Below are 18,995 nucleotides of genomic sequence, written 5' to 3' on the forward strand. Positions count from 1 at the left end.
CAGAGAGGTCCCCCTTCGTGCCCCCCACCGCTCCCCCGCGTGCGCTGACGCACCTCGACGTGCTCGAGTCCGAGTCGATCCACATCATCCGTGAGGTCGCCGCAGAGTTCGAGCGACCCGTCCTGATGTTCTCCGGCGGCAAGGACTCGATCGTCATGCTCCGGCTGGCCGAGCGCGCCTTCGCACCCGCTCGGATCCCCTTCGGGCTGCTGCAGGTCGACACCGGCTACGACTTCCCCGAGGTCCTCGCGACCCGCGACCGCTGGGTCGAGCGGCTCGGCGTCGAGCTGCACGTCGCCTCCGTCGAGGAGGCCATCGCGGACGCCACCGTCGTCGACGACGGCAAGACCTCGCGCAACCGCCTGCAGATCGGCACGCTGCTCAACGCCATCGAGGAGCGCGGGTACACCGCAGCCTTTGGCGGCGGCCGGCGCGACGAGGAGAAGGCCCGTGCCAAGGAGCGGATCTACAGCCACCGCGACGACTTCGGCCAGTGGGACCCGAAGAACCAGCGCCCCGAGCTGTGGTCGCTCTACAACGGCCGGATCCACGAGGGCGAGCACATGCGCGTCTTCCCCCTGTCGAACTGGACCGAGCTCGACATCTGGCAGTACATCGCCCGCGAGGACCTCGACATCCCCGAGATCTACTACTCGCACCGCCGTCGGGTCTTCGAGCGCGACGGGATGCTGCTGACGGAGAGCGAGCACAACCCCCTTCGCCCCGGTGAGGAGGCCCAGGAGCGCCAGGTGCGCTTCCGCACCGTCGGCGACCTCACCCTCACCGGGTGCGTCGAGTCCGACGCCTCCACCGTCGAGCAGATCATCGACGAGATCTCCATCGCCCGGCTCACCGAGCGCGGCGCCACCCGTGGCGACGACCGCTTCAGCGAGGCCGCCATGGAGGACCGCAAGAAGGAGGGCTACTTCTGATGGGTATCGACCTGCAGACCACTCCGCCCGAGGCCGAGGAGGCCCTGGTGACCACCCCTTCGACCACCACCGATCTCGACCTCGGGATCCTGCGGGTCGCGACGGCTGGGTCCGTCGACGACGGCAAGTCCACGCTCATCGGGCGGCTGCTGCTCGACAGCAAGGCGATCTTCGAGGACCAGCTCGAGGCGGTCGAGGCGACGAGCCGCGCGAAGGGTCACGACCACACCGACCTCGCGCTGCTCACCGACGGTCTGCGCAGCGAGCGTGAGCAGGGCATCACCATCGACGTCGCGTACCGGTACTTCTCCACGCCGCGGCGCAAGTTCATCCTCGCCGACACCCCCGGGCACGCCCAGTACACGCGCAACATGGTGACCGGCGCCTCGACGGCCGACCTCGGGCTCGTCCTTGTCGACGCCCGTCACGGCATCACCGAGCAGTCGCGCCGGCACACCGTGCTCCTGTCGCTCCTCCAGGTCCCGCACATCACGCTCGTCGTCAACAAGATGGATCTCGCCGGCTACGACGAGTCTGTCTTCACGCAGATCCGCGACGAGTTCGAGGACTTCGCCGGCCGGCTCGACGTGCCGACGACCAGCGCCTTCCCCATCAGCGCGCTCGCCGGCGACAACGTCGTCACCCCCAGCGACGCGATGCCGTGGCACAGCGGCGGCAGCCTGCTCGACCACCTCGAGACCGTCGAGACGGCCTCGGACCTCGGCAGCGAAGGGGGCGTGCCGTCACGTTTCCCCGTGCAGTACGTCATCCGGCCGCAGCAGGGCGAGTACCGGGACTACCGCGGGTACGCCGGGCGCGTCGAGGCGGGGACCTTCGAGGTCGGGCAGCAGGTCGTCGTGCTGCCGAGCGGCATGCGGACGACGATCGCCGGCATCGATGTCCTCGGTGAGGAGCTCGAGCAGGCCGTCACCTCGCAGTCGGTCGTGCTGCGACTGTCGGACGACGTCGACGTCTCGCGAGGCGACCTCATCGCGGGCGCGGGCGAGCACGAGCCCGAGGTGACGCGAGAGCTGACGGCGACCGTGTCGTGGATGGCGACCGGCGAGCTGCACGAGCGGCAGAAGCTGCTCCTCAAGCACACCACCCGCACCGTGCGCGCCGTCGTGCAGGGCGTGAGCTCGCGCCTCGACATCAACTCGCTCGAGCGCGACCGTGACGCGAGCACGCTCGAGCTCAACGAGATCGGCTCGGTGACGCTGCGGCTCGCTCAGCCGCTCGTCGTCGACCCCTACGCGGACATCCGGTCGACCGGGTCCTTCATCCTCATCGACCCCGCCACCGGGGCGACGGTCGGCGCCGGGATGATCTCGGGGACGCACGGCGAGGACTACGCGATCTGACACCTGGGGTGGTCTCGAGGCTCGTTCCTCGCGCCTCGATCAGCACAGCCGTGGTGATTGAGGTGCGAAGGCCGGTTTCGAGGCTCGGGCCCTAGCGGGCCCTTCGCACCTCAACCAGCAGGCCCCTTGGTGGTTGAGGTGCGAAGGCCCCCTGGGCCTGAGCCTCGAAACCTGGGGGACCGCGCCTCGAAACCCTTGCTGACCGTTCACCGACAAGACGTGGCCCGTTCGAACACCTGTTCGATAGCGTGGGGTCATGGCGACGATGCCGCAGCTCCTCGACCCGGGCACACCGGGCCAGAGCCGCGTGCCAGCCCTCCTCGAGCAGGCCCACGCCGTCATCGACAGCCTGCAGGACGCGATCGCAGCCGACCAGCGCACCGCCGGGCGGGCGCTGCGTGCTGATCTCGTCGAGGTCGAGCGCCTCGCCCGACGGGTCGAGGCCGCCCGGCTACGCCTGGTCGCCCGCGCCGACACCGTGCGCGTGGCCGAGCGCACCGGGCACACCGACACCGGAGCCTGGGTCGCCCAGAGCACCAACAGCGACCGACGACCGGCCTCACGCGACGTCCGCCTGGCCACCGCCCTGACCGCACCCAGCACCATCGAGCCCCCATCGCAGGACGACTCCCCCGGCCTGACCCTCGTCGGCGCCGGCCCCACCACCACGCCACCCGCACAGCCGCAGGCTGAGCTCGCGCAGACCGCCGCTGCCCTCGACGACGGGCGGATCAGCGCCGACCACGCCCGCGTCATCACCACCGCGATGGCAGACCTGCCCGAAGGACTCACCCAGGAGCAGCGCCACACCTGCGAGGCCGAGCTCCTCCTGCTCGCGGTCAACCGGGCACCGGCCAAGCTACGGATCGCCGCACGCCGCGTCCTCGCAGCCGTCGAACCCGACGAGGACGTCGTCGACGCCCACGAGGACGACGTCCTGGCCGCCGAAGCGCAGCACGCCCGCGACGAGTCGGCCTTCTGGATCCGCGACAACCACGACGGCACCATGACCGGGCACTTCACCGTCCCCTGGGCCGCCGGCGCCATCCTCGGCAAGGTCATCGACGCGATGACCGCACCCCGACGACGCACCCAGCCCGGCTCGGACACCGTGATCACCGAACCCAGCGACCTCGCCCGCCTCACCGGCGACACCCGCGTCGACGAGCTCGACTGGCAGCACCGCCGCGGCCTGGCCTTCGCCGACCTCCTCACCCGCATCCCCACCGACCACCTCTCCCGCAAGGTCGCCGCCACCCTCCTGGTCACCACCCGACTCGACGACCTCACCGGCCAGCTCCACCGAGCCGGGAGCACCGACGCAGGCGACCAGATCGACGCCGGCACCATCCGCCGCATGGCCTGCGCCGCCGGGATCATCCCCGTCGTCCTCGGCGGACCCTCGCAACCCCTCGACCTCGCCCGACAGAAGCGCCTCTTCACCGAAGCCCAAGCCCTCGCCCTGTCCCTGCGCTACGACACCTGCGCGGCCGACGGGTGCGAACGGCCTTTCGCGTGGACCGAGATCCACCACCTCTTCGCCTGGCGCGACGGCGGACTGACCGACCTGCTCAACGCGGTCCCCCTGTGCGGCTACCACCACCGCATGATCGACGGACCCGACTGGCAGCACACCACCCACCGCGCACCCGACGACACCGTGACGATCCACTTCCACCGACGCACGTAAGCGGGCGGGCAGTATGCGGGTCAGGTCAGGGCACGTGACCGTTTCGACGCCGAAACGCGACTGAACTGAGTCTCGACAGACGGTGCCGTGGGTCACAGATGCGCCAATACCTTTCTCGCACAGGCCTCGTCGCCCCCTCGGCGTGGTCTGCCCCCCGCCCGCCTCGCGCTGAGGAGCGTGCTGTGCGAATGACGCAACCCCCTGCCCCCGCCCATCTGCTGCGTCGAACGGCCGGTCTCGTCGCCGCCGTCGCCGCCGCCGGACTCGTCGTCACGGCGACTACCGCAGCGCCACCCGCTGAGGCCTCGTCCTCGACAGCTGCCGGGTCGAAGCCCACCCCCGCACCGACGAGCACCAGCAAGCCCAAGACCACGGCGAAGCCCAAGGCCACGAGCACCCCGAAGCCGACCGCCAAGCCCAAGCCCACGAGCACTCCGAAGCCGACGGCCACCCCTTCGCCCGCCGTCATCTCCGCTCCCGCGGCTGGCACGACGAACCCCCGACCCGCCCTCGGCGTGCAGTACCACGGCATGTGGTCGGACCAGACGCCCGCGACGCGCGCGAAGGTCCTCGATCAGCTCGCCGCCAACGGCTCCGAGTGGGTCCGCATCGACGTCTCCTGGGCGATGATCGAGCCCAAGCACCAGCAGTACGACATGCAGTGGGGCGTCCCCTTCGTCGACACCGTGCTCAAGGAGGTCGAGGACCGGGGCCTCAAGGCCATGGTGACCTTCTGGCTCACGCCCGACTGGGCCAGCTACGGCAAGGGCGAGCGCTACGCACCGCGTTACCCGACCGCCTATGGCCGCGCGGCCGGCTGGGCCGCCAAGCGATGGGGCCGCACGGTCGACGCGTGGGAGATGTGGAACGAGCAGAACCACCCCGACTTCTTCACCACGGCCGACCCGGTCGCGTACACGAAGATGCTCTGCTCCGCATACAAGGAGGTCAAGAAGGCCGACACGAGCCCGGTCGTCTACGGCGGGCTGCAGTACAACGACGCGGCCTTCGTCAAGAAGACGTACACGGCCGGGGCGAAGGGGTGCTTCGACATCCTCGCGACCCACCCGTACTCGGCACCCTCGGATTTCTCGCCCTCGCGCGACGGCGGGGCTCCCTGGGGCGTGACCCGGGTGCGCGACGTGCGCGCCGTCATGGTCGCCCAGGGCGACGCAGCCAAGCCGATCTGGTTCACCGAGCTCGGCTGGTCGACCGGGCAGATCCCCGACCCGCAGCCCTGGCAGCGGGCGGTGAGCGAGGCCACCCAGGCCGACTTCCTCGAGGAGACGGTGGCGCTCACCCGCAGCAGCTATCCCTACGTCAAGGGGATCATCTGGTTCCGCGAGCGGGACCGCACGGGCGGCAACCCCTACGAGGACGGGTACGGCCTCATGCGGGCCGACCTCACCCCGAAGCCGGCGCTCGCCCGGCTCAAGGCGGTCGCCTCCTCCTGACACCCGTCTTGACTATCCCTTGACTATTTTCTGACCAACCCCTGGACAGACCGTGGTTGAAGGATCACCTTCGTGGCACCATGCAGTTCGGATTACCCAAGGGTGATGAGAACTGCAGGGGGGATGGCCATGGGAACAGGTCTAGGCACGACGGAGGTCGCGCGCCCGACGGGGCACGCGTCGACGCCGTCGACGGTGCGCAGGGGTGATCTCGCCGAGCTCGACGAGCAGGTCGTCCGGCTCCACGACCTCATCGGGGTCCCCCTGCGCACCCACGCGCGCGACCTGCTCGCGTGGGCCCGCACGGTGGGGCAGGACGTCACCGTCGTGCTCGTCGAGGACGAGACGGGCGCGCCCGTGGGGGCTGCGCTGCTCGAGGTGCGGGTGCGCCGGATCCCGGTCGGGTCCTTCGCCTCCGCTCGGCTCGCCGGGCACGCCACCCTCGACCACCAGCGCCTCGTGGCCCTCGATGACGAGTCCGCTCGCGCGCTCGCCGGGGGCATCCACGACCTGCTTGCCGAGCACACCGCGTGGCGGTGCGAGCTCGAGCTGCTGCCCGTCGGCGACCCGGTGGTCGCCGAGCTGGCGGGGCTCTCCCCCTTCGCGCAGACCACAGCGGACGACCCGACCCCGCAGGTGATCTGGCCGACCGAGCGCACCGAGCGCACCTGGGCGGCGAAGAAGACGCGGCAGCGCACCCGCACCGCGCAGCGCCGGGCCGACGAGAGCGGGCGCGACTGGTCGGTGACCCGTGCGACCGAGGCGAGCGAGGTGCTCGCCGCGCTGCCGGCGACCCTCGACCTGCGTCTCGAGCGCGAGCTGGAGCTGGGGCGAAGCGACTCGCTGGCCGACACCCGCCAGCGGGCCGCCCACGTCGAGCTCTGCGAGAGCCTCGCCGCGCGCGGGGTGCTCGAGCTGTGGCAGCTGCACGTCGACGGCGCGCTCGGGGCCTACCTGCTCGCGGCGCGCGACGGCGACATGATCCGGCTCGTCGACGGGCGGATCCACCCCGAGGCCGAGGACCTCTCGCCGGGAGTCATCCTGCACGGGCAGGCCCTCCAGGCCTGGCACGCCGACCCCAGCATCACCGGGGTCGACCTCGGTCGGGGGCTGACGAACTTCAAGCGCTCGCTGCGCACGCAGGACATCGACTCCGAGGCCACCGTGCTGTGGTCGCACCCGGCGCTCGCGCGGCTGGAGCAGCAGCGTGCCGCGGCGGTCGAGGGTGCCCGGTCGGCGCTGCGCGCCGCCCGCGACCGCTCTCCCGCTGTCGCACGGGCCGTGCACGCCGGGCGCCGCGCCCAGACCTGGGCCCGCGCCCACCGTCCCGCCCTCACGGGTGGGGGCGCAGCGCAGCGGGACGCGTCGTGAGGCGCAGCGGCGAGCGAGAGCTCGTCGGCGGGGGTGGCGGCGCCACGGCGGTGTCGGCACCGGTGCCCGCCGCCCGGGTCGCGGCAGAACGGATCCGCTCGCGGCGGCGGCGGGGGTGGATGCGGGCGGTCGACGTCACCGTGCTCGCGCTGCTCGTCGCAGCCGACCTCGCGGTGCCCGCGTTCGCACTGGTGGCTCACCCCGACCAGTGGCTCTCGGCGCTCGGCCTGGCGCTGGGCATCCTCGCGATCGGCAGCTGGGCGGGCCTGTACCGCAGGCGCTTCCACAACAGCGTGCTCGACGAGCTGCCGTGGATCCTCGTGGCCGGTGCGGTCGGCGTCGGGGCCGCGGCGGTGCTGCCGCTGCTCGTGGGCGAGCCCACCCCGGACCGCCTCCGGGCCGTGCTGCTCGAGCTCGCGATCGCGCTGCCGCTGGGACGCGGGCTCGTCTACGCCGGGCTGCGCTGGTGGGTCGGGGGGCACCCGGCGCGCCAGACCCGGGTGCTCGTCGTCGGCGAGGACGACAGGGCGACGCAGCTCATCGAGCGCATCGAGTCCCACCCCGGCGAGGGCGTCGTCATCGCGGGAGCGGTGGCGGACGGCGAGCCGGCCACACCGGAGGTCGAGGTGCTCGGCGGGGTCGCAGACCTCACCGATGTCGTGCAGCGACGCCGGATCGACGCGGTGATCCTCACCGACGCGAGCGCGCCCGAGTGGCGGCTCGCGCACTCGTTGCGACGGCTGCCGCGGCGGCTCAAGGTGCTCACCGTGCCGGCCGGGTACAGCCTCCGGCTGCGCGGCGGACGGGTGAGCGACCAGCTGTGGGACATCCCGGTGCTGCCGGTGACGCCCGGCCCGCTGAGCGGGCCCGGGTGGTGGGCCAAGCGGGCCTTCGACGTCGTCGTGGCGGGCACGGCCCTGCTCGTGCTCTCGCCCCTCCTGCTCCTCGTCGCCCTCGCGGTGCGCCTCGAGATCGGGCGGGGCGTGATCTTCCGCCAGGAGCGCATCGGGCGCGACGGTCACCCCTTCGTGCTGTACAAGTTCACCTCGCTCAAGCCGACGGCCACCCGTGAGGCGGAGACGACGTGGAGCATCGCGCACGACGACCGGGTCGGCCCGGTCGGGCGCTTCATCCGGGCGAGCTCGGTCGACGAGCTGCCGCAGCTGGTCAACGTGCTGCGCGGCGACATGAGCATCGTCGGGCCGCGACCCGAGCGGCCGCACTTCGTCGAGCAGTACGCCGACCTCTACCCCGGGTACGAGGACCGTCACCGGGTGCCCGTCGGGCTCACCGGGTACGCGGCGGTCAACGGGCTGCGCGGCGACACCTCGATCTCCGACCGCGCCGACTTCGACAACAGCTACATCGACAACTGGTCGATGTGGGAGGACGTGAAGATCATCGTCAGGACCGTCCGCAGCGTCATCGGTCGTCATGGTCGCTGAGGCCGCCGTGACCCCGCAGACCCAGGGCACCCGCCTGAGGGTGTGCGTCGTGCTGCCCTCGGCCACCCGTGGGGGCGCGGAGATCTGGCAGGAGCGGCTCGCCGCCGCCGGCTCGCGCGTCGACCTCGAGGTCGTCGCGCTCGCCGAGGGCGACGCGGCCGCGCAGTGGCGCCGCCTCGGGGTGCCCGTCACCGTCGTGCCCACCGGCACCCGGGCGAAGGGGGCGCCCCGCGCCGTCGCGCGGGTGGCCGCGCAGCTGCGTCGCAGCCGTGCCGACCTCGTGCTCGGGCACGGGGTCAAGGCCGGGCTTGTCGCCGCGGCCGCCGGGGCGATGTCGGGCACGCGCTCGGCGTGGGTGCGCCACGACGACTCCTTCGAGGGCGGGCTCGTGCGGCTGCTCGACACGCTCGTCGACGGCCGGGTGAGCTCGGCGCAGCGGCTGACGACCGGTCGGCCGGCGGGTCTCGTCGTGCCGCCGCCGCTGCCGACGGGCACGGTGGGTCGCGCCGAGGCGACGGCCCGGCTCGGGCTGGCCGACGACGGGCTCCTCCGGGTCGCGATGGCGACCCGGCTCGCGCCGTACAAGGGCGTCGACGACGCGATCCGCGCGCTCGCGCAGGTCGACGGGTGGGCGCTGCACGTCTACGGGGTGGCCGACGCGGCGTACCCCGCCGAGCGCGGGCGCCTCGTCGCTCTCGCGGAGAGCCTCGGGGTCGGTGGGCGGGTGCACCTGCACGACCCGGTCGACGGCATCGGCTCGCTGCTCGCCGCGCACGACGCGCTGGCCGTGCTCACCCGCGCCGATCGCGACGCCCGGGTGACGGGCGAGTCGCACAGCATGGCGGCGCACGAGGCGCTCGCGTGCGGGGTGCCGGTCGTCGCGACCCCGCCGCTGGAGCAGACGCTGGGCGGGGGCTGCCTCGCCGTGCCCGCCGGCGACCCGGCGGCCGTGGCCGCCGCGCTCGTCGGGCTCACCGACGGCGCCGTCCGCGCCCGGGTGGCCGCCGTCGGTCGGGAGGTCGTCGCGGGCGAGGACCCGCGCGCCGCCGCTGAGGCTCTCGAGCGCCACCTGGCGGCGGTCGCCCTTCGCCCCGGCGCGGGTCGCGTCGGCGGCCCCCCGGTCTCGGTCATCACCACCGTCCTCGGCGAGGCCGAGGGGCTGGGCACCCTGCTGCGCCAGCTGCGCCCCCAGCTCGGGCCCGACGACGAGGTCGTCGTCGTCGACGGCGGGTCGCGCGACGCGACGGTCGACGTCGCCCGGGCGCACGCTCAGGAGGACCCGCGGGTCACCGTCGTCGTCTCACCCGGAGCGGGCATCTCGGCCGGGCGCAACATCGGCATCGAGCGCGCCCGCCACGACCTCGTCGCGTGCACCGACGTCGGGTGCGAGCCGGCGAAGGGGTGGTTGACCTCCCTTCGCCGGGCGGCCGCGGACCACCCAGGCGCGCTGCTCACCGGGGTCTACGACGTCACCGCGACGACGCCGCTGCAGCGCGCGCTCGCCGTCACCGGGTACCCGGTCGTCGAGGAGTCGACGCACCCGACCCCGCTCACACGGCTGCACGGGCGGCTCTTCGGGCGCGCCTTCGACCCGACGATGCCGACCGGGCGCTCGATGGCGCTGCACCGGGACGCGTGGCGCGAGGTGAGCGGCTTCCCCGAGCACCTCGCGACCGGTGAGGACGTGACCTTCGGGCGGGCGGTCGCGCAGCGCCGGCCGGCGGTGCTCGTCACCGACGCGCTCGTCACGTGGGAGCAGCGCCCCACCCTACGCAGCACGCTGCGGATGTACTACCGCTACGGGCAGGGGTCGGGGCACTCGCGCGACGCGCTGCTCCTCGCGCGTGACGCGGCGCGCGCCCTCGCCTACCCGGTCGGGGTCGCGCTCGTCGCGCGCGGTGGTGCCGCGCGGGGGCTCGCGCTGGCCGCCGGCGCGCTCTACCTCAGCGTCCCCGCCCTGCGCGCGGCCCGCGGGCCGCAGCCCGTGCGGACCACCCTGCTCGTCGCACCGGTGAGCGCGCTGCGCGACGGGGCGAAGGTCCTCGGCGCGGTCGACGGCCTGCGCCACCCCCCGGACGGGGACGCGTGACCCGACAGGCAGAGGCACGTCGGATGACCCGGGCCGCCGTGACGCTCAGCGTCGGCGAGGTGCTCGGCAAGCTGGCGACCCTGCTCATGCTCGGGCTGCTCGCCCGGGCGCTCGGGGTGGCCGACTTCGGCGCCTTCTCCTTCGGGCTCGGTCTCGGGCTGCTCCTCGCGTCGGCGACGACGCTCGGGCTCGACCAGCGCCTCGTCCAGCTGACGGGCGGCGACCCGCAGAGCCTGTCGGCGCGGCTGTCCTCGCTGCTCGCCGTGCGGCTCTCGCTCGCGGCGGCGGTCGTCGTGCTCAGCGCAGCCGTGCTGCCGCTCGCCGTCGCCGACGACGTGCGCTGGCACGTCACCCTCGCCCTCGTCGCGGCGGCGTGCTGCGACGGGGTGACCGAGGCCTTCCGCTCGGCGGCGAGCGCGCGGCACGTGCAGGGCGGCCCGGCGGTGGTCCTCGTCGTCCAGCGCTTCCTCGCGCTCGGGCTCGTCGTCGCCGCGGTCGAGCTCGGCGGGGGCATCACCGGGGCGGCGCTGGGCTACCTCGCGGCGTCGGTCGTCGGGGTGGTGCTCATGGCGCTCGTCGCGCGGGTGCGGGCCGACGTGCGGCCCTCTCCGGCCGCCGTGACGCGGGGGCACGTGCGCGACTACGTCGTCGCGGTGCGGGTGACGGGGCTCAACGACCTCGTCTCGATGGCGCTCTTCCGCATCGACGTCGTCATCATCGCGTGGCTCGCGGGCACGGTCGCCGTCGGCTACTACACGGCGGCCTACCGCCTGCTCGAGACCGTGCTCTTCATCAGCTGGTCGGTCGCGCGGGTCATCCTGCCGGCCCTGGCCGACACCTCGCTGCGGGCGGTCGAGCGCTCGCGGACGGTCGCGACGGCGCTCGTCGTCGTCACCGCGGTGTACCTGCCGTACACCGCGCTGCTGCACACCCGGGGCGAGGAGCTCGTCGCGCTGCTCTTCGGCGAGGACTTCGGGTCGCGGGCGATCATCCTGTGGCTCGCCCCGGCACCGCTCTTCTTCGGGGTCGCGCAGGTGGCGCTCATCGCGCTGCTCGCGCTGCGCCCCGACCCGGCCGTGCTGCTCGCGAGCACCCTCGCCCTCGTGACGAACGTCGCGCTCGACGTCGCGCTCATCCCGCTCTACGGGCCGGCGGCCGCCGCGGCGGCGACCACCGCCGCGTACGCCGTGCAGGCGGTCGTCGTCGTCATCGCCCTGCGCCGACGGGTGGCGCCGGTGCACGTGCGGCGGGCGCTCGTCGTGTGCACCGGTGCGGCCGTCGTCGCCGGCGCGACGATGCTGCTCCCGATGCACGTCGTGCTCGCCGCGCTCGTCGGCGGGGTCGTCTACGTCGGGCTGTGGTGGCTGGCGAGCCAGCGCTGGGACCGACCCACCCACGACCTCGTGCGCTCGGTGCTCACGTCGGTGTCGTCATGAGCACCGTGGCGACGCGTCCGGGGCCGGTGCCCGGCGCGACGCCGCAGGGCTCGGTGGCCGGGGACGGTCGCGAGGTGCCGACCGACCGGGCCCACGGTGCACCCGGTGCCGTCGGGCCGGCGGCGCCGTACGCCCTGCCCGGCGCGATCACCGGCGCGCTCGTCGTCCTCGCCCTCGGCGCCCCGTGGGCGCCAGGGTTCGTCCTGCCGGTGAGCCTGCTCGTCGCGGTCCTCTGGGGGCTGCACGTCGTCGACACCCGTCGGCTCGCCCTGCCCCCGCTCGTCGTCGTCGCCGTGGGCATCCCGCTCGCCCAGGCCGCCGCCGTGCCCACCGCCGTCGACCCGATACGCTCGGCCGTGCTCACGGTCGCGAGCGCCCTCGGGTGGGCGTGCGCGGCGGCCCTCACGACCCTGACCCCGCGCCGGCGCGCGGTCGTCCTCGGGTCGCTCGTCGTCTCGCTCGTCGTCGTGTGCGCCCAGGCGAGCACCGACCTCGGCGGGCTGACGAGCCGGGCCGGTGGGTCCGTCGTCGACGGCCGGGCGCAGGGCCCCTTCGCCCAGCCCAACGAGCTCGGTGCCTACGTCGTGCTCCTGCTGCCCGTGTGCGTCGCCCTCGCCGCGCGCCCGCGCAGCCGGGCCGCCCGTGCGCTCCTCGGACTGGCGGTCGTGCCGGTGCTCGCCGCGCTCGCGCTCAGCCTGTCGCGCGGGGCGTGGATGGGCGCCGCCGCCGCGACCGCCGTGCTCGTCCTCGCGCTCCCCCGGCTCGTGCCCGCCGTCGCCATCGCCCTCGGCGGGGTGAGCACGGCCGTGCTCGGTCTCGCGCTGCTCGGCACGACCGGGCCGGCGGCCGTCGTCCTGTCGCGCATCGGCTCGCTCGGCGACCCGTCGCGCTCCCCCGACGACCACCGCCCGCAGATCTGGGAGCTGGCCCTCGACGCCGCGGCCCACCGACCCGTGACCGGTGTCGGGGCCGGGGGGCTCGAGACCTGGGCGACACGCACCGACTCCGCCCTCACCCTCGAGACCCCGCTGCACGCGCACAACCTCGTGCTCACCGTGCTCAGCGAGACCGGCGCCGTCGGCGCGCTCGTCCTCGTCGCCCTCGCCCTCGTGCTCCTGCACGGGCTCTGGCGCGCCGCCACGAGCACCACCTCGTGGCTCGTGGCCGCGCCGCTCGCCGGTCTCGCCGGCGCTGCCGTCCACGGCCTCATCGACATGCCGTGGCGCAACCCCGCTCTCACCGCGACGGCCTGGCTCCTCGCCGGCGCCGCGGCCCACGTCCACCGACCCCTTCGACCTCGAGCTGAGAGGCCCACCGTGACCCCCAGGACCACGCGCGCCCACGACCAGGCAGCACCCATCTCCGAGACCACCGACCACGCACCTGAGCGGGTCGTCGAGCGCGCCCCCGAGCGGGTCGTCGACCCGACCCCGGCCCGGCGGCGCCGGGCCTGGCTGCTGCCGACCGTGCTGGCATTCCTCGCCTCGGCGGGCCTCGTCGCCGGGTTGTCCTACCTGCCGACCCAGCACGAGGCGACCGCCGTCGTCGGGCTGCGCAGCGAGGCGGCGAGCGAGGGCCAGGCGACGACCGGGCCCGACGAGCTCAAGCTCATCGCCCAGCAGTACTCGGTCGCCCTGTCCGACGAGGCCGCGGTCGACGAGCTCGTCGACGAGCTCGGCATCCCCGCGACGAGCACCGCCGAGGCGACGGTCGACCCGGAGACGACGACCGTGCGCATCGCCGCCCGCTCGGACAACCCGCAGGAGGCGAGCGACCTCGCCGACCGGATCGCGCGCAGCGCCGAGGCCCGGGCCGACGAGGACCCGCAGGTCGTCGCGACGACGCTGTCGACGGCCAGCCCCGACCACACCCGGGTGACCCCGCCGAAGCCGCTGCTCCTCGCGTGCGGGCTGTCGGCGATCCTCGTGCTCGCCGTCGGGCTGTGGCTGCTGCGGCGGCAGCAATGAGCGGGCGCACGCCGCTGGTGCTCATGTACCACGGCATCGGCGAGGTCCCTGCGGCGTCGGACCCGGACAACCTCTACGTGCCCGAGGCGGCCTTCGCCGCCCAGCTCGACCACCTCGCCGCCCGCGGCTGGACGGTGCTCGACGAGGCCGGCTACCTCGCAGCTCTCGACGGCGCGCCGACCCCGCGGCGCTCGGTGCTCATCACCTTCGACGACGGCTACGTCTCCGTGCTCGAGCGGGCCGCGCCACAGCTCGCACGACGCGGCATGAGCGCGATCTGCTACGTCTCGCCGGGGCTCGACGGGCAGGGGCCGCTGCCCGGGATGCCGCCGGAGTCGCGTCTCATGACCGCCGCGCAGATGCGCGAGCTGTCCGCGGCCGGTGTCGCCCTTGGGTGCCACGGGTGGGCGCACGAGTCGATGCCGGGCATGAGCACCGAGGAGCTCGAGCAGTGCACGGTCCGTGCTCGCGACGAGCTGCACTCGCTCGTCGGCGAGCGTGTCGCGACCTTCGCCTACCCCTTCGGCCACCACGACGCGGCCGCGCGGGAGGCGGTCGCCGCCGCGGGCTTCGCGTGCGCGCTCGCGACGTACGACGGGGCGGGGCGCCTCGCGATCCCCCGGGTCGACGTCAACGCGACGGACACCGCGCGGACCTTCGAGCTCAAGCTGAGCCGCGTCTACCCGCTCGCCCGGCGGGCGCTCGGCTCCGCACCCGCGGTGCGCCGCGCCGCCCACCGCGTCCTCGGCCACGCGACGAGGTCGTGATGCGCCGGATCCTCCACGTCACCGACTGCTACAGCACCGGCGTCGGGCGGGCCATCGACACCGTCGTGTCGCTCACGCCCGAGCACGAGCACCACCTGCTGTGGGCCGGCGAGGACGACCCGAGCGGGGTGGGCTTCGCGAGCACCCGCCCGCTGCCCCGCGGGCTGCCCCGACGGGTGCGGGCGGTGCGCGAGAGCGTCGCGCGGACCGGCAGCGAGATCGTCCACGCGCACTCCAGCCGGGCCGGGGTCTACGCCCGGCTCACCGGGCTCGACGCCCGCGTGCTCTACCAGCCGCACGCCTACAAGCTGCTCGACCCGGCGCTGCCCGCCCCCGCCCGGGCCGCCGTCTCGCTCGTCGAGCGCGCGCTGGGCCCCCGTACCGACACGGTCGTCGTGCTCTCCGAGGAGGAGCGGGCCCTCGCCGCGCGGCTCACCCCGTCGGCCGCGCACGTGCTCGTGCCCAACGTGCCGAGCATCGCCCGGCCGGCCCCGGTCGTCACCGATCCCGAGCGCACCGGACCTCCGCCGCGCACGGTCGTCATGTCGGGGCGGGTGAGCGCGCAGAAGGACCCCGAGTACCTCGTCGCCGTCGCAGCTCGGCTGCGCGAGCTCGACCCTGGGGTGTCGGTGCGCTGGCTCGGGAGCCCCGACGACGCGCGCCTCGCGGCGCGGCTGCGCGCGGCCGGGGTGGAGGTCACCGGGTGGCTGCAGGCCGACGAGCTCACCGCGGCCCTGCGCGACGCCGGGGTCTACCTGCACAGCGCCGCGTACGAGGGCTTCCCGCTCAGCGTGCTCGACGCCGCCGCGTGCGGCCTGCCGGTGCTCGTGCGCGACATCTCGGCCTTCGCCGGGACGCCGCTCGTGCGGGTCGCCGGTCCCGAGGACGCGGCGACCCGCGTGCTCGAGGTGCTGCGCGGGGGCGAGGCCTGGCAGGCCGCGGTCGCCGGTGGCCGCGACCTCCTCGCGTCGATGGACCCCGCCGTGCAGCGGGCGCGCCTCACCGATCTCTACGGCTGAGGGGGCGCCCTTCGAGGCTCGCTGGCGCTCGCACCTCAGGGAGCAAAGGGGTCGGCTCGCCGGCGCTCGCACCTCAGGGAGCGAAGGGGGCGGTGCCGGGTCACCCGGCACCGCCCCCTTCGACGTCTGTCCGCTCTCAGCCCGCGTGGGCCGCGACGGCGGCGGCGACCGCCTCGGCGACGCCGTCCTGGAAGACCGGCGGGATGATGAGGTCGGCGCGCGGCTCGGAGACGAGGTCGGCGATGGCCTGGGCCGCCGCGAGCTTCATCTCCTCGGTGATCTGCACGCCGCCCGCGTCGAGCGCCCCGCGGAAGATGCCGGGGAAGGCGAGGACGTTGTTGATCTGGTTCGGGTAGTCGCTGCGACCGGTGGCGACGACCGACGCGTAGCGGTGGGCGACGTCGGGGTGCACCTCAGGCGTGGGGTTGGCCAGCGCGAAGATGATCGGACCCTCCGCCATCGAGGCCACCTGCTCCTCGGGCACCGTGCCGCCGGAGACCCCGACGTAGACGTCGGCGCCGACGAGGGCATCGCCGAGCGAGCCGGTGAGGCCGCGCGGGTTGGTCTGCTCCGCGAGGCGCTGCTTGTGCGCGACGAGGTCGGTGCGACCGGGCTCGATGATGCCGCGCGAGTCGGCGACGATCACGTCCTCGACACCGGCGAGCTGGAAGAGGTCGCTCACGGCGACCCCCGCCGCGCCCGCGCCCCCGATGACGACGCGCAGCGAGGACAGATCGCGGCCGACGACGCGGCAGGCGTTGATGAGACCGGCGAGCGCGACGATCGCCGTGCCGTGCTGGTCGTCGTGGAAGACGGGGATGTCGAGGCGCTCGCGCAGCCGGCGCTCGATGTCGAAGCAGCGCGGCGCCGAGATGTCCTCGAGGTTGATCCCGCCGAAGGACGGGGCCATCCGGGCGATGGCGTCGACGAGCTCGTCGACCGAGCCCGACTCGATGGTGATCGGCACGGCGTCGACCCCGGCGAAGTGCTTGAAGAGCACCGCCTTGCCCTCCATGACGGGCATCGCGCCGAGGGGGCCGATGTCGCCCAGGCCGAGCACGGCGGTGCCGTCGGAGATGACGGCGACGGTGTTGTTACGAGCGGTGAAGCGGCGGGAGAGCGAGGGGTCCTGCGCGATGGCGAGGCACACGTCGGCGACACCGGGGGTGTACAGCAGCGACAGGTCTTCGAAGCCGCGCAGCGGCTTGGTCGCCCGTACCTCGACCTTGCCGCCCTCGTGCGCGGCGAAGGCGGGCGCCGTGAGGTCGTAGGAGGTGGTCTGCTCGGGCTGGCTCACGCGAGCGATCCTTGCACAGGGGGCGAAGGGGTGGGCAGGGCGTCCGGGCGTGGTGTCGGCCTCATCTGCCGCCCTGGACGATGCGCTGCGAACCGTCCGTCCGGGTCATGCCGGGGAGCCTCCGGCGGGCCTACCCTGCTCCCCTGAGCCGCGCCACCGGCTCACCCTTCGCGCCACCCGAGGTCGACATGGCTGCTCCGCTCCGCATCCTCGTCCCGCTCCTCTCCGCCGTCGTCCTGGCCGCCGGCGCCGCCGCCCCTGCCAGCGGCTCACCGCCGGGCGCCTCTGCCGCCGCGGGCACCGTGCGGATGACGGGCGTCGTCCTGCGCACCCCGGCCGAGCCTGGTCAGCCCGCCCGCACGGGGCTGCGCGTGGGCAGCCGGCTCGTCGCGACGAGCGGTGCCGGCATCGAGCGCACCCCGGCCGGCTCGCAGGTCACCGTCGACGTCGGTGTCCCGCCGACGGCCGGCCCGTCGGGCGACCGGGTCGCCGCGAGCATCGACGCCGCGTCGCGGCAGGGCGCGCCCGCGCTCGCCGTGCAGCGGGTCGTCAGCTCGACTCCCCCGGTCGCGCAGGCGTACACGCCCGCGACCCGCGCGCTGACGATGGTCAACGTCACCCCGCGGGGAGCCACCCCGGAGCCGATCGGCACCCCCGCCCTCACCACCCAGGTGAGCGCGTCGAGCACCTTCTGGCAGCAGCAGTCCCGCGGCGAGCTGCGCCTGGCGATGTCGGGCGCGCTGCGCCCGTCGTACACCGCGTCGGTCGACTGCTCCGACCCCTTCGCCCTGTGGGACGAGGCCGCCCGGCGCACCGGGTACGTCGACGCCGACAACTCCTCGCTCGTCCTCGTGCTGCCCGGCAGCGCCGGGTGCTCGTACGGGCTCGGCACGATCGGCGGCTCGCCGAACAGCGGGGGCTACATGTACTACTCGGGCGACAGCCCCGACGTCCTCAGCCACGAGGCCGGCCACAACATGTCGCTCATGCACGCGGACCGGCTGGCCTGCCCGACGGCCGACGCCCGTCAGCTCGGGTGGGACGACTTCGGCACGTCGTGCGAGCTCGCCGCCTACGGCGACGGGCAGGACATCATGAGCGTCGACCTCATCGGCTCGCCCTCGCCGATGCTCTCGACGCCCCAGGCCCTGCGCACGGGGATGCTCGAGGCGAGCGCGGCGACCGTGCTGCCCGGCACCGGCACGTCGAGCGTCACCCTGCTGCCCGTCGCCGGGCGGACCGGGCTGCGCTCCGCACGGGTGACCAACCCCGCGACCGGGGTGACGTACTACGTCGAGTACCGGCGGGCGAGCGGGCTCGACGCCGAGAACGCCTGGGGCCACCGCACCGGCGTGCGGGTGCTGCGGTGGAACTACGACAGCACCAACCAGACCGTCCTGCTCGACCCCTCTCCGACGGGCACGTGGGACGACGCCGACCCGGTGCTCGACGTCGGCGAGACGCTGACGACCTACGACGGGGGCCTGCGCTTCCGCACGGTCTCGGCGGGCACGAGCTCGGCGACCGTCGAGGTGGTCAGCTCGGTGACGCTGCGCGACTTCACGATGAGCGCCGGGCCGTCGATCAGCGGCACCCGCGGGGTCGGGCGCACGCTCACCGCGAATCGCGGGACGTGGAGCCCGACGCCGAGCAGCACGAGCTACCGGTGGCTGCGCGACGGCGTCGCGATCTCGGGGGCCTACTACAGCACGTACACCCCGCGCACGGCCGACGCCGGCCGGTACCTCAGCGTGCGGGTCACCGTGCGGCGCCTCGGGTACCGCGACGCGACGGCGACGAGCTCGCGGGTCGGCATCCCGATCTACGCGACGACGGCGCCGCGCATCGGGGGCACCGCCCGGGTGGGTCGCACGCTCACCGCGTACGTCGGGTCGTGGACGCCGACGCCGTCGACCTACGGCTACCAGTGGTACCGGGGCAGCACGGCGATCTCCGGGGCCACGGCGAAGACCTACGTCGTGCGCTCCTCCGACGTCGGGGCGAAGATCCGGGCGCGGGTCACCGCGCGACGCACCGGGTACAGCAGCGGGTCGGCGTACACGGCGTACACCGCGGCGGTGACGCGCTGAGGGGGTCGGGCGGGGGCGAAGGGGGCGTCGCCTCCTCGTCGTGGAGGGGCTGACACCGGCCGCCACTACGCTGCACC

13 protein-coding genes are annotated in these 18,995 nt (G+C 74.2%); 12 read left to right on the forward strand and 1 reads right to left on the reverse strand.

The window, feature by feature from the left end; genetic code table 11:
- The first annotated feature begins 17 nt into the window (after nucleotides 1-17).
- The 11 genes from cysD to L6241_RS04745 all read left to right on the forward strand — a co-directional run bounded on the left by cysD (nucleotide 18) and on the right by L6241_RS04745 (nucleotide 15,531).
- Nucleotides 18-932, forward strand: coding sequence for a sulfate adenylyltransferase subunit CysD (gene cysD / locus L6241_RS04695; RefSeq protein ID WP_368245082.1), 915 nt, complete (start codon nucleotides 18-20; stop codon nucleotides 930-932).
- Entirely contained in the window at nucleotides 932-2,293 is a 1,362-nt protein-coding gene (locus L6241_RS04700; protein ID WP_368245083.1) for a sulfate adenylyltransferase subunit 1, read from the forward strand. The genes cysD and L6241_RS04700 overlap by 1 nt, the downstream gene beginning before the upstream one ends.
- 256 nt (nucleotides 2,294-2,549) lie before the next feature.
- The gene (locus L6241_RS04705) at nucleotides 2,550-3,983 is read left to right on the forward strand and encodes a DUF222 domain-containing protein (protein ID WP_368245084.1); all 1,434 of its coding nucleotides are present in this window, start codon (nucleotides 2,550-2,552) and stop codon (nucleotides 3,981-3,983) included.
- Between the two features lie 188 nt (nucleotides 3,984-4,171).
- Nucleotides 4,172-5,437 (forward strand): cellulase family glycosylhydrolase, encoded by a 1,266-nt coding sequence (locus L6241_RS04710; protein WP_368245085.1) that lies wholly within the window; start codon nucleotides 4,172-4,174, stop codon nucleotides 5,435-5,437.
- Between the two features lie 129 nt (nucleotides 5,438-5,566).
- Nucleotides 5,567-6,808 carry a GNAT family N-acetyltransferase gene (locus L6241_RS04715; RefSeq protein WP_368245086.1) on the forward strand — a complete coding sequence of 414 codons (1,242 nt, stop codon included), beginning with the start codon at nucleotides 5,567-5,569 and terminating at the stop codon, nucleotides 6,806-6,808.
- Nucleotides 6,805-8,253, forward strand: coding sequence for an exopolysaccharide biosynthesis polyprenyl glycosylphosphotransferase (locus L6241_RS04720; RefSeq protein ID WP_368245088.1), 1,449 nt, complete (start codon nucleotides 6,805-6,807; stop codon nucleotides 8,251-8,253). The genes L6241_RS04715 and L6241_RS04720 overlap by 4 nt, the downstream gene beginning before the upstream one ends.
- A gap of 7 nt (nucleotides 8,254-8,260) precedes the next feature.
- Entirely contained in the window at nucleotides 8,261-10,342 is a 2,082-nt protein-coding gene (locus tag L6241_RS04725; protein ID WP_368245089.1) for a glycosyltransferase, read from the forward strand.
- A gap of 23 nt (nucleotides 10,343-10,365) precedes the next feature.
- Nucleotides 10,366-11,778: an oligosaccharide flippase family protein gene (locus L6241_RS04730; protein ID WP_368245090.1), complete on the forward strand. Its 1,413-nt coding sequence runs from the start codon at nucleotides 10,366-10,368 to the stop codon at nucleotides 11,776-11,778.
- Complete coding sequence (locus L6241_RS04735) at nucleotides 11,775-13,745, forward strand: O-antigen ligase family protein (protein WP_368245091.1); 1,971 nt, start codon at nucleotides 11,775-11,777, stop codon at nucleotides 13,743-13,745. Before L6241_RS04730 ends, L6241_RS04735 begins: the two co-directional genes overlap by 4 nt.
- Entirely contained in the window at nucleotides 13,742-14,512 is a 771-nt protein-coding gene (locus tag L6241_RS04740; protein WP_251719244.1) for a polysaccharide deacetylase family protein, read from the forward strand. Before L6241_RS04735 ends, L6241_RS04740 begins: the two co-directional genes overlap by 4 nt.
- Nucleotides 14,512-15,531 carry a glycosyltransferase family 4 protein gene (locus L6241_RS04745; RefSeq protein ID WP_368245093.1) on the forward strand — a complete coding sequence of 340 codons (1,020 nt, stop codon included), beginning with the start codon at nucleotides 14,512-14,514 and terminating at the stop codon, nucleotides 15,529-15,531. The genes L6241_RS04740 and L6241_RS04745 overlap by 1 nt, the downstream gene beginning before the upstream one ends.
- A gap of 136 nt (nucleotides 15,532-15,667) precedes the next feature.
- Here the strand turns inward: L6241_RS04745 and L6241_RS04750 are convergent, their stop codons facing one another.
- On the reverse strand, nucleotides 15,668-16,828 hold the full coding sequence (locus L6241_RS04750) for an NADP-dependent malic enzyme (RefSeq protein WP_368245094.1): 1,161 nt from the start codon (nucleotides 16,826-16,828) through the stop codon (nucleotides 15,668-15,670).
- Between the two features lie 188 nt (nucleotides 16,829-17,016).
- Here L6241_RS04750 and L6241_RS04755 point away from each other — a divergent pair, with 188 nt between their 5' ends.
- Entirely contained in the window at nucleotides 17,017-18,918 is a 1,902-nt protein-coding gene (locus L6241_RS04755) for a hypothetical protein (protein WP_368245095.1), read from the forward strand.
- Nucleotides 18,919-18,995: the final 77 nt, after the last annotated feature.

It is taken from the genome of Janibacter sp. Y6 (genome assembly GCF_040900765.1).
GTDB classification, from domain to species: domain Bacteria; phylum Actinomycetota; class Actinomycetes; order Actinomycetales; family Dermatophilaceae; genus Marihabitans; species Marihabitans melonis.

What these genes read in the sequence shown, in the direction of transcription:
- L6241_RS04700 (WP_368245083.1), top strand. Translation starts at nt 932, where the DNA reads ATGGGTATCGACCTGCAGACCACTCCGCCCGAGGCCGAGGAGGCCCTG.
- L6241_RS04705 (WP_368245084.1), top strand. Translation starts at nt 2,550, where the DNA reads ATGGCGACGATGCCGCAGCTCCTCGACCCGGGCACACCGGGCCAGAGC.
- L6241_RS04710 (WP_368245085.1), top strand. Translation starts at nt 4,172, where the DNA reads ATGACGCAACCCCCTGCCCCCGCCCATCTGCTGCGTCGAACGGCCGGT.
- L6241_RS04715 (WP_368245086.1), top strand. Translation starts at nt 5,567, where the DNA reads ATGGGAACAGGTCTAGGCACGACGGAGGTCGCGCGCCCGACGGGGCAC.
- L6241_RS04730 (WP_368245090.1), top strand. Translation starts at nt 10,366, where the DNA reads ATGACCCGGGCCGCCGTGACGCTCAGCGTCGGCGAGGTGCTCGGCAAG.
- L6241_RS04735 (WP_368245091.1), top strand. Translation starts at nt 11,775, where the DNA reads ATGAGCACCGTGGCGACGCGTCCGGGGCCGGTGCCCGGCGCGACGCCG.
- L6241_RS04740 (WP_251719244.1), top strand. Translation starts at nt 13,742, where the DNA reads ATGAGCGGGCGCACGCCGCTGGTGCTCATGTACCACGGCATCGGCGAG.
- L6241_RS04745 (WP_368245093.1), top strand. Translation starts at nt 14,512, where the DNA reads ATGCGCCGGATCCTCCACGTCACCGACTGCTACAGCACCGGCGTCGGG.
- L6241_RS04755 (WP_368245095.1), top strand. Translation starts at nt 17,017, where the DNA reads ATGGCTGCTCCGCTCCGCATCCTCGTCCCGCTCCTCTCCGCCGTCGTC.